The organism is Pseudomonas sp. GM17 (assembly GCF_000282175.2).
GTDB lineage: Bacteria > Pseudomonadota > Gammaproteobacteria > Pseudomonadales > Pseudomonadaceae > Aquipseudomonas > Aquipseudomonas chlororaphis.
In genome coordinates, this window is record NZ_CP124732.1 from 873,902 (window position 1) to 884,751 (window position 10,850).

Below are 10,850 nucleotides of genomic sequence, written 5' to 3' on the forward strand. Positions count from 1 at the left end.
CCAGCGTGGGTGGGTTCAGATAAAACGGATGTCTTTCAGGTACTGGCAACCCTTGCGCAGCAGCGCCGGGTCCTTGGGCGGGTAGTCGGCGCCCATGCGCCGCACCCCGGCCTCGGCGTTGGCGTGGCCGATCAGCGAGATGTCGCCGATGTCTTCCTCGAAACCGTTGAGGTAGAAGCCGAGGACGCCGAACAGCGCGTTGTCGCGGTCGACCCGGCCCAGCTGGCGCTGCCAGTCGGTGACGCTGACCATGCGGAACTCGCGCCCGGCCTCGCGGAACGAGGCGACATAGGCCTCCCAGCTCAAGGGCTGCGGGTTGTGCAGGTTGAACACCGCGTGGGCCGGCTGATAACGGCTGGCGTGGAAGGCGATGAAGCGGGCGAGGAAGTCCACCGGCATCAGGTCGAAGTTCATCGCCAACTGCGGCACCTGGCCCAGTTGCAATGAGCCCTTGAGCATCAGCATCAGGCGGTTGCGGTGGGGCTGGCAGACCCCGGTCTGGCTGTTGAAACTGATGTTGCCCGGGCGATAGAGATTGACCCACACCCCCTGTTCGCGGGCCCGTTGCAGGATCCGCTCGCCGACCCACTTGGACAGGTTGTAGCCATTGCGGATGTAGATCGGCGGCGTGGCCGCGGGCGGCTGTTCGAGCACCCGGCCCTGGGCGTCGATGCTGCTGGAGGCGGACAGGGTCGAGACGAAGTTGAAGACCTTCTTGCTGCGCCCTTCGCACAGGCGCAGGCACTCGAACAGCGGCTCGACGTTGTCGCGCGCCAGCGCCGGGTAATCGAGCACGTGATTGACGTTGGCGGCGTTGTGCACCAGCGCGCCGTATTCGCGGTCGATGCGTTCATACACATCCGCCGCCAGCCCCAGCCGTGGCTGGCTGATATCGGCGGCATGCACCCGCACCCGGCTCAGGTCCAGATGCTCCAGGCGGTTGTCGCGCAGGGCCTGGGCAAAACGTACGGCGGCCGATTGCGTGGGCGTTTCCCGCACCAGGCAGGCCACCTCGCTGGCGCCCCATTCCAGCAGCGCCTGGACGATGTGCACGCCGAGGAAACTGTTGGCGCCGGTGACCAGCACCTTGTGCACATCGCCCAGTTGGCTGATGGGCAGCACCTGCAGGTCGAGTTCGGCGTTGGCATCGGCGAACACCGGGTCGAGGGAGGCGTCCGGGCCGTCGTGGGCGGCGCCGTCGATCAGGGTTGCCAGGTTGCTCAGGGTCGGCGCCTCGATAAAGCGGTTGATCGACAGGCCGCGGCCGAACTGTTCGCGCATCGCCAGCAGCAGGCGCGACAGCAAAATCGAGTGGCCGCCGAGGTTGAAGAAGCTGTCGTCGGTGCCGATGTCTTCGGCCGGCAGCTCCAGCAGCTCGGCCCACAATTCCAGCAGGCGCCGTTCAGTGGCGTTCTGTGGCAGGCGTCGCTGGCGGTTGCTGCCGGATGTACGCGGCAGGGCCAGCAGGGCGCGGCGGTCGACTTTGCCGTTGGCGGTGCAGGGCATGCTCGGCAGCTCGATGTAGGCGCTGGGCTGCATGTAGTCCGGCAAGCGCTGGCGCACCTGTTCGCGCAGGGTTTGCAGTGCAGCGCTGGCGGCGTTCGGCTGGGCCAGGTAGGCGAGGATCCGCCGCTGCTCGTCGATCACCACTGCCACCTGGCGGAACAGCTGGCCGTCGCGCAGGCAATGCTCGATCTCCTCGGGTTCGACCCGGAACCCGCGAATCTTCACCTGGTTGTCCCGTCGCCCGCAGATCTCGATGCCACTCTCGGTCCACTGGCCGATGTCCCCGGTGCGATAGACCCGCAGTCGGCGCCCGTCCGGCAGGTCCAGGGTGAGGTAGCGTTCGGCGCTCAGCGCCGGGTTGTTCAGGTAGCCGAGGCCGACACCGGGCCCGGCCAGGTACAGCTCGCCGGGAGTGCGGTCGGGCAGCGGTTGCAGCTGTTCGTCGAGGATCAGCACCTGGCTGTTGGCGATCGGCAGGCCGAGGTTGCGCGGGTTGTCGTCGACGCGCAGGCGACGGGTGGTGGCCAGCACCGTGGTTTCGGTCGGGCCGTAGATGTTGTGCAGCGCGCACTGGTCGGCCAGGCGCTGGATGACGAAGGGTTCGCAGACGTCGCCGCCGGTCACCAGATGCTCCAGGCCCAGCGGCTGCTCCAGGGGCAGGATGCTCAGCAGCGCCGGCGGCAGGAAGGCGTGGCTGACCCGCTGGCGCTGGAGCAGGGCCAGCAGTTGCCGCGGGTCGCGCCGCTGGTCCTGGTCGGGGACCACCAGCAGCGCGCCACACAGGAAGGTGGGCAGGATATCCAGCAGCGAGGCGTCGAAGTTGATGGTGGAGAACTGCAGCACCCGGCTGTCTGGGTCTAGCTCGACATGGCCGCTGTACCAGGCGCAGAAGTGGCTGAGATTGCCCTGGCTGAGCAACACGCCCTTGGGTTGGCCGGTGGTGCCCGAGGTGTAGATCGCCACGCAGGGCGCCTCTGGCGGCGGTGCCTGGCGCAGCAGCGGGAGGCAGTCCTCGGCGGCGTCATGCAACAGGGGGCGTACATCGAGTTGCGCCATCTCGAGGTCGGCCAGGTCTTCGCAGCCGTCGTGCAGCAGCAGGGTGGCGCCGGCGTTGTCGAGAATGTAGCGCCGCCGTTGCGCCGGGTGCTCCGGGTCCAGCGGCAAGTACACCGCGCCACAGCCGAAGGTCGCGAGAATCGCGGCATACAGCGCCGCCGACTTGGGCAGGCACAGGCCGATCACCGGTGGTTGGGCAGAGGCTGGAGGCAGGTGTCGCAGCATTTGCCGCTGCAGGTTGCGGCTCAGCCGATGCAGGGACTGGTAGCTGTAGTCGACGCCCTGGATGTTCAAGGCCGGGCGCTGGGCGAAGGCCAGCAGGCTCTGGTCGAGGCGCTGGGCGATCGGCACCTGCATCTCGCGCAGCAAGGCCGGTGCCGGCTGTGGGTTATGCCGGTGCTCGAAGGCCAGCGAGTCCAGGCGCTCCAGGCCCAGCAGCGGTTCGCTGGGTTCGTCCAGGGCCGCGAGCTGCTGGAAAAACGCCGCGCCGCGGGAAAAACCACTGACCAGCCGCGCGGTGCTGGCGACCAGCCTAGCCACCGCGCTGCCGCGCAGGGCCTGGCCATTGCCGCTGGCCTCCGGCGGCAGGCTCGCCTGCTCGATCAGTCGGGTGCCGTGGTGGTGGAACAGACGTACCTGCGGCAGCCCGGGCGCCGCTTGGGCGATCAGGGCAATGCGCAATTTCAGGCGCGCGGTGTCCGCCGCAAGGCGCGGTGAATCACTCAGGCTGCCGTCGTCGATCAGCAAATGGGGCCGCAGCCCCTCGGCATTGGCGATGGCTTGCGGCGAGTCCAGCCGCCGCACCAGATGGCCGTGGCGCTCCAGCTCCATGGCCAGTTCGTTCAGGGCCTGGCTGCGGCCCGTCAACACGATGTCGAGGCGTCTCATGCTCGGGTCCCTCCGTTAGGGCAGGTAGTCGGCCAGTGCGTCCTGGACGCAGGCCGAATCCAGCATCGAACTGCTGCGCAAGAAGCGCAGGATGTTGGCGATCAGCGGGTGATGGCGGTTGATCGGGTAGGCCAGGGCGGCGGCTTCCTCGCGCAGCGCCTGCTTGATCGGGGCGGCGACGGGCAGTTGCTCGATCAGCCGCAAGTCGAAGTCCTTCTGGATGTCGTTGGTCAGGTACTGGGCGATGAACACCGGCAGCACCCGGGCGATCTCTGCGCGGTCGGCATCGCTGGCGCCGTGCCAATAGATGCGCACCAGCCGCGACCAGAAACCCGAATGCCGGCCTTCGTCCTGCAGGTGGTCGGCCATCAGGCCCTTGATCGACTGCTTGACCGTGTCGTCCTTGGCGAAAGCGGCGACATCGTTGGTCACGGTGTTTTCGGCGATGGCCACGCAGACCAGTTCCATCGCGTCGCGCAGGTGGTCGGGGGCCAGCCGCAGGGCGGCGGGGATGGCCCGGCTGAGTTCGATTTCCCGGGGCAGCTCGATGGGCTCGATGCCGCTCATGGCGATGGTCTGCTGCATGAAGTCCATCGCCACCAGCGCGTGGTAGTCCTCGTCCACCACCACGGTCATGGCGTCGTAGCGACAGGCGAAGGGGAAGACAATGGCGAAGCGATTCTTGGCGATGTTGCGGGCGGTCTTGTCCACCAGCTCGGTCTCGAAGATCACCACGTCGTTGATGAACTTGTAGAGGCTTTGCACCAGCACGAAATCCCGCAGGTGGGCACAGTGGTTGAGGAAGCTCTGGCTGTGCACCAGGGGCTGGCGGCTCAGGGGATAGATCAGCTTGTCGTCGTCCTCGAGCATGCGCCGCGGCCGGGAGCGGATGGTCGCGCGCTCTTCCCAGGTGTCGGCGAAGGATTGGTAGTCGAGGGCGTTCATGCGCTCACCCCGATCGCCGATTCGGCCATGCTCAGGCGCAGCCCGTCCCACAGGGCGATGCGGCTGTCCACCGCGGCGATGGCCGCCGCGTACACCTCCTGCTGGCGTTGCGGGTCGCCAGCCACCAGCCGCTGCAGCAGCTGTTCCGCGGCCGGGCCGTGGTCGTCGGAGTCGACTTCGATATGGCGTTGCAGGTAGTAGCGAAAGGTCGGCGCCTGCTCGATACCGATGCCCCAGTCGTCGAGGATGCGCTGGAACATCCGCGGGATGACGCTTTCCCGGCCATGGAGAAAGGCCGCCGCCACGCAATGGGCCGGCGCCTGCACGGCGGTGTGCACGGTCTGGCGGACAAAGGCGCTGGCAGCCGGGTCGGCGTCGACGCTGTGCAGGGCGGTGTCGAAACTCACGCCCTCCTGTTGCAGCGCGACGAAGCGTTCCACGACCCCGGTGGTGGCGCCGACTTCGCGCATGGCATCCAGGTACAGCTCGAAATGGCTGTAATGGCCTTGCCCGGGGCGATCGTCGGACTCTTCGCCGAGCACGATCTCGTTGATCAGCCGCGCGGCGCGAGGGTCCCGCGGTGGCAGCCAGGGCAGGCGCACGCAGGTCAGTTCCTGTTGCAGGCGCTTGGTCAGCGACATGAAGTCCCACACGGCGAAAACATGGGCCTGCATGAAGCGTTGAAGAACTGCGAGTGTGTTGATTTCGGCAAAAATGGGATGAGTGCTGAGTGTGGCTTTCTTGGCGTCGAGAAGTTCTTTGTTGGCGTTCATTTGGGCTGCCTGTCTGAGATGTTCAAGTGTGTTTGATTGGCCGATTAGTTGCGGCTCGTATAGGTGTTTTAACCAGTGCTTATTTGTTGCGGGCGAGCAGGGGCCTCAAACCTGAGTTGATAATCTGGAAAGTTTTATAGTGCTGGCCTGTCTATCCGTTAAAGAACTGTCGTCTTGGCGTTATGGGCTTGAGAGAGCCAATAAAGCCGAGGCTTGCCAGGTGCTCATGAACGGCTGCTCGACGTTGTTTAATGTCGGCGAGAAAAAACTAATACAGGAGAAAGTGTCGGGCAAGTTGTTTTTATAATACTTTTCAAACTTGTATTTTTGTCGTGCGACAAGTTGCTGCAAGACTTCTGGTTAAAGTTTTGTTGGGATGAAGTTGCCCTTTCCGACTTATATAAGTCAGAATTTTTAACGCTGAGTGAATGCCTCACTCGAAGCAAACTTCGAAGCGCTGAGTTGAAGTCGTTGAATATCTGGGAGAAGGCATGCGGGAGCCGATCCCGGTCATGCCCTCCAGTCGCTGGGCTCCTTGCGTGGGTCTGCAGATCGACGTGTGCGGGCAAGCCTGCGCGCCGCTCACGTCCCTTTTTCAGTCGGCGACAGCAAGAGTGGGCCCAAATCGCCGGCTGAGCCATCGTCGGCGGGCCTGTGAGGGCAGGAGCGGGGGAGGAAGACGGCGGATTATTCGCCGAGCAGGCCCAGGTGGATATTGATGATCTGCAGCAGGCGCTGGCGCTGGGACTTGATGAAGAAGTGATTGCCGGCCACCTCGATCAGCTCGAACTCACGGCGGGTGAATTCGCGCCAGTTGGCCATGTTGCTGGCGGGGGCCAGCGGGTCCTCGCTGCCATAGAAGGCGGTGAGGGGAATGTCGAGGTTGCCGCTCGACAGATCGCGCCAGGATTCGAACAGCTTCAGGTCGGCGCGCAGCAGCGTTTCGTACTGGTTCCGGCTGGCCTGGTCGCGGGGGATTTCGATCGGCGTGGCGCCCAGCGACAGCATGGCTTCCTGGAAGGGCGCCGCGGGCAGCATGTGCAGCAACGGCCGGGGCGATGGGTAGTCGGGGCTGCGGCAGGCGGAAATGAACAGGTGGCGGGTCTGGCCGGGGTAGTGCGCCTGGGCGTGCTTGGCGGTTTCGTAGGCCAGCATCCCGCCCAGGCCATGGCCGAACAGGGCGTGGGGCTTGGCCAGCAGAGGGCGCAGTGCAGAGAAGGTGTCGGCCAGCAGCCGCGGCCAGTCATCGAGCGGGGTTTCGGCCTGGCGGCTGCCGTGGCCGGGCAGTCGCACCAGCACCAGCTCGATGTGTCCGCCCAGCCCCGTGGACCAGTTGCGCAGTTGTTCCGGGTCCGCGCCGGTCTGCGCAAAGCAGATGAGTCGGGTTTTCGCCGGCTCGCCGGAGTTGAGCACCATCAGCCATTTGTCATTGCGCGCGTGCACTGCTTTTCCTTAAGCCGGTGTGCCGGTCATTGAATGTTGCATGGTGGCCGCGTCATGCCGCCGTTGTCGCTGTCAGCCCTCGGCGGTCCGTTCGAGGTAGTCGCGAATGGTCTTCGCGGCCTTTTCCAGATGGCCGCGCAGCACCTCCACCGCTCGCTCGACGTCCTTGGCCTCGGCGGCGTCGGTCATGGCGTTGTGGTCGTCCTGGGTCAACTTGCCCAGGCCCATGGAGGACAGATGGAAGCGCAAGAAGCGTTCTTCCTCGTTCAACTCGAGCTCGATCAGGCGCAGTAGCTTCTGGTTCGGCGCCCGGTGGTACAGCGACATGTGGAACAAGCGGTTGAGACGGCCGATTTCGGCGTGGTCGGTTTCGTTTTCCAGCTGCGCGATGTAGCCACGGGCCTGGGCGATGTCCTCGGCGTCGAGCAGCGGGATCGACAGGCGCAGCGCCTCCAGTTCCAGCAGCAGGCGCAGGCCGTAGGTTTCCACCGCGTCATAGCCGATCAGCTCGGCGACCACCGCGCCTTTGTGCGGTACCACATGCAACAGCGATTGCGCTTCGAGCTGGCGCAAGGCCTCGCGCACCGGCATGCGGCTGACGCCGAAGAGGTCGGCCAGATCCTGCTGGCGCAGCGCCGTGCCGCTGGGCAGGCGGCCGTCGAGAATCGCCGCGCGCAGGGTTTCCTCGATCACCGAGCGCGCGAGGTGGGCGGGGATCGGCCCGCTGACTGCGATCTTGCTCAAGGGCCTCGGTTTTTCTGTCACGTTAACGCTATCCTGTTTTCTGAGGTTTGGATCCAATGGACGCTAGATAGCCCCCTGCAGCTTGTCAAACCAGCCGTCTGGGCCCTGTCATGGATTTTGCCGGCGCTGATTCTCGGGGCAGCCCTCCTGAGGCTCAAGCACTGGCCGATAAACGAACAGGTCCCTGCTTTCAGCTTAGCGTCTCCAGAGGGGCTGTGATTGTAAGGTGCCATTGTCTTTTGGCGGACCAACCTGCACCATCCTTCGACCCACGACAGCTCCCATGGACTCTTCGCATTGGCGGCACGTTTAGCTCTTTCTCGGACCCTGCGCTGGCTGTTTTCGGCGCTGCTGCTGGCCGGCTTGCTGCTGGGTGGTCTGCAGGCCGATTGGGACTTTTCGCAGATCAGCCGCCGCGCCACCGCACTGTACGGGCCGCTGGGCGAAGGGCAGAAGCGCATCGACGCCTGGCAGCAGCTGCTGGCGACCCAGAACCAGGCCAGCGAGATGGAACAGCTCAAGGTGGTCAACCTGTTCTTCAACAAGAACATGCGCTACGTGGAAGACATCGACCTGTGGCATCAGGTGGATTATTGGGAAACCCCGGTCGAGGCCCTGTGGAAGGGCGCCGGCGATTGCGAGGACTATGCGATCGCCAAGTATTTCAGCCTGCGCCACCTCGGTGTTTCCAGTGACAAGCTGCGCATCACCTACGTCAAGGCCCTGCGCCAGAACCGCGCGCACATGGTGTTGACCTACTATTCAAGCCCGGAGGCCATGCCGTTGGTCCTCGACAGCCTGATCGACGCCATCCAGCCGGCCAGCCAGCGTACCGACCTGCTGCCGGTGTACGCCTTCAATGCCGAGGGCCTGTGGCTGCCCGGCAAGGGCAGCAAGAAAGTCGGTGACACCAAGCGCCTGTCCCGGTGGCAGGACGTGTTGAAGAAAATGCAGGCCGAAGGTTTTCCGGTCGAGACGACTCACTAGGAGCACGAGCTCAGATGTCTTTGTTCAAACAACTGTTGATCGCAATCTGTCTGTTCCTGGTGGTCGCCTTCAGCGGCAGCTTCATGGTCAGCCTGGAAAGTTCGCGCACCCAGTACGTCAACCAGCTGCGTTCCCATGCCCAGGACGCGGCCACGGCGCTGGCCTTGTCCCTGACCCCGAACATCGACGACCCGGCGATGGTCGAGCTGCTGGTCAGCTCGATTTTCGACAGCGGCTACTACTCGAGCATCCGCGTGATCAACCAGGTCACTGAAGAGGTCATGGTCGAGCGCAGCGGCACGCCCGAGGTCAGCGACGTACCGGACTGGTTCGTCAAGCTGATCGGCCTGGAGCCGGCCGGCGGTGATGCCCTGGTCAGCCGTGGCTGGCAACAGGCGGCGCGGGTCGAAGTGGTCAGCCATCCGATGTTCGCCGTCGCCAAGCTCTGGCAAAGCGCCCTGGGCAGCCTCGGCTGGCTGCTGCTGTGCGGTGCCGTGAGCGCGGTGCTGGGGGCCTTGCTGCTGCGCCGCCAGCTCAAGCCGCTGGACTACATGGTGCAGCAATCCCACGCCATTGCCCGCCGCGAATTCCTCAGCCTGCCCGAGTTGCCGCGCACGCCGGAACTGCGCCGCGTGGTGCAGGCGATGAACCAGATGGTCGAGAAACTCAAGGCGCTGTTCCAGGAACAGGCCGAGCGCAGCGAAAGGCTGCGGGTCGAGTCCTACCAGGACAACCTGACCGGCCTGGCCAACCGTCGTTACTTCGAGATGCAGCTCAATGCCCGGGTGAGCAACCCGGAACAGGCCAGCTCCGGCTACCTGCTGTTGCTGCGGGTCAAGGACCTGGCCGGCCTGAACCAGCGCCTGGGCGGGCAGCGCACCGACCAGCTGCTGCAGGCGGTGGGCGAACAATTGCAGCGTGAATGCGCGCGCTACCCGGAAACCCACAACCTGGTGACCCGCATCCGCGGTGGTGAATTTGCCGTGCTGGCGCCGGGGCTGGTGCGCGAAGAGGCGCTGCAGCTGGCGCAGAACCTGGAAAACGCCTTGGCCAGCCTGCACGCCACCGGCGCCACCGATGTGGCGTCCGTGGCCTCCATCGGCCTGGCGCCTTTCGTCCATGGCGACTCACCGCAGGCGGTGCTCGGCCTGGGCGACCAGGCCCTGGCCCAGGCCGAGGCCCAGGGCGACACGAGCTGGGCCTGCCTGGACCACGACGCGGCGGCCAGCGTCGGCGACGACCATCACGCCTGGCACACCCTGCTGGACGGAGCCTTGAGCCAGCAGCGGTTCGAACTGTACTTCCAGCCGGTGGTCGCGACCCGCGATACCGTGCTGGTGCTGCATTACAAGGTGCTGTCGCGCTTGCTCGACGAGCAGGGCCAGACCATTGCCGCCGGACGCTTCCTGCCGTGGCTGGAGCGCTTTGGCTGGACCTCGCGCCTGGACCTGCTGATGCTCGAACAGGTGCTCAAGCAGATGGCCAGGCATCAGGACTCGCTGGCATTGAACCTGTCGGCCGCGACCCTGGCCGACCCGCAGGCCTTGAACAAGGTGTTCGAGATCCTGCGCCAGCACTCCAGCCTGGGGCCGCGCCTGACCCTGGAGATCGGCGAAGAGCAGTTGCCTGAACAAGCGCTGCTGGAACAACTGACCCGCCGCCTGCGCGAGCTGGGTTTCTCCCTGAGCCTGCAGCGTTTCGGCGGGCGCTTCAGCATGATCGGCAACCTGGCGCGCCTGGGCCTGGCCTACCTGAAGATCGACGGCAGCTACATCCGCGACATCGACCAGGAAAGCGACAAGCGCCTGTTTATCGAAGCCATCCAGCGCGCCGCCCACAGCATCGACCTGCCGCTGATTGCCGAGCGCGTGGAAACCGAAGGGGAGTTGCAGGTGATTCGCGAGATGGGCCTGTACGGCGTCCAGGGCCGTCTGGTCGGCGAGCCCGCGCCCTGGCGCTGAGGCGCTGAACGAAGATCGCCGGTCAGCGGCACCCGCGCAAGTGCGGGAACCGCTGGCCGGCGATTATCAGATCAGGCCGGTTTCGTCGTCGTTGATCAGGTGGCTCAGGCCACCCAGCGCCTCACGCGCCTGGGTCCGGTCCATCAGCTTGGCCTGGGCCGCCGGTGGCAGGTCGGTGACGCGGATCACGCCCTTGCTGGTCAGCACCTGAATCAAGTCGTCGAGTACCCGGATCATTTCCAGGTCGCTCTGCTTGAGTTGTTTCAGGCTGACTTCCACCACCTCGTTGGCGAACCACTGCTGGATCTCATTGTGGTCGGCCGCCAGTGTTTCCGTGGCCTCGGCGTAAGGTGTGGCCTCCACGCGAACCAGTTGGCCCTGTGCATCGCGTTGCACGTAGAACATGGGGAATCCCTCTAGATATGGTCCGGCATCATGCTGTCAGCAGCATAGGCCACCGGCGCGCTTTGGTCGCGAGTATGCGACGTGGCGGCACAATCGTCACGGTGGGAAGAACCGGCCACCCAGGACGGGTGGCCGGTCGACC

The 10,850-nt window shown here is 65.1% G+C and carries 8 protein-coding genes; 2 read left to right on the forward strand and 6 right to left on the reverse strand.

Going from position 1 to position 10,850, the window contains the following annotated elements; genetic code table 11:
• Positions 1–15: 15 nt before the first annotated feature.
• The 5 genes from PMI20_RS04005 to PMI20_RS04025 form a co-directional block, all read right to left on the reverse strand.
• Complete coding sequence (locus PMI20_RS04005) at positions 16–3,450, reverse strand: non-ribosomal peptide synthetase (protein WP_007927313.1); 3,435 nt, start codon at positions 3,448–3,450, stop codon at positions 16–18.
• Between the two features lie 15 nt (positions 3,451–3,465).
• Positions 3,466–4,395: a diiron oxygenase gene (locus PMI20_RS04010; RefSeq protein ID WP_007927314.1), complete on the reverse strand. Its 930-nt coding sequence runs from the start codon at positions 4,393–4,395 to the stop codon at positions 3,466–3,468.
• On the reverse strand, positions 4,392–5,168 hold the full coding sequence (locus PMI20_RS04015; RefSeq protein WP_007927316.1) for a DUF3050 domain-containing protein: 777 nt from the start codon (positions 5,166–5,168) through the stop codon (positions 4,392–4,394). The genes PMI20_RS04010 and PMI20_RS04015 overlap by 4 nt, the downstream gene beginning before the upstream one ends.
• Before the next feature lie 687 nt (positions 5,169–5,855).
• Positions 5,856–6,611: a thioesterase II family protein gene (locus PMI20_RS04020; RefSeq protein WP_007927318.1), complete on the reverse strand. Its 756-nt coding sequence runs from the start codon at positions 6,609–6,611 to the stop codon at positions 5,856–5,858.
• Between the two features lie 72 nt (positions 6,612–6,683).
• The gene (locus PMI20_RS04025) at positions 6,684–7,376 is read right to left on the reverse strand and encodes a GntR family transcriptional regulator (RefSeq protein WP_007927320.1); all 693 of its coding nucleotides are present in this window, start codon (positions 7,374–7,376) and stop codon (positions 6,684–6,686) included.
• A 276-nt stretch (positions 7,377–7,652) separates the two neighbouring features.
• On the opposite strand from PMI20_RS04025, the gene lapG reads away from it, so the two are divergent.
• Positions 7,653–8,342, forward strand: a complete 690-nt coding sequence (lapG, locus tag PMI20_RS04030) for a cysteine protease LapG (RefSeq protein WP_007927321.1) — start codon at positions 7,653–7,655, stop codon at positions 8,340–8,342.
• A 14-nt stretch (positions 8,343–8,356) separates the two neighbouring features.
• The gene (lapD, locus tag PMI20_RS04035) at positions 8,357–10,303 is read left to right on the forward strand and encodes a cyclic di-GMP receptor LapD (protein WP_007927323.1); all 1,947 of its coding nucleotides are present in this window, start codon (positions 8,357–8,359) and stop codon (positions 10,301–10,303) included.
• Positions 10,304–10,369: 66 nt separating this feature from the next.
• On the opposite strand, the gene PMI20_RS04040 is transcribed toward lapD, so the two are convergent.
• A complete protein-coding gene (locus tag PMI20_RS04040) occupies positions 10,370–10,708 on the reverse strand; it encodes a hypothetical protein (protein ID WP_007927325.1) in 339 nt (112 codons plus the stop codon).
• Positions 10,709–10,850 lie beyond the last annotated feature (142 nt).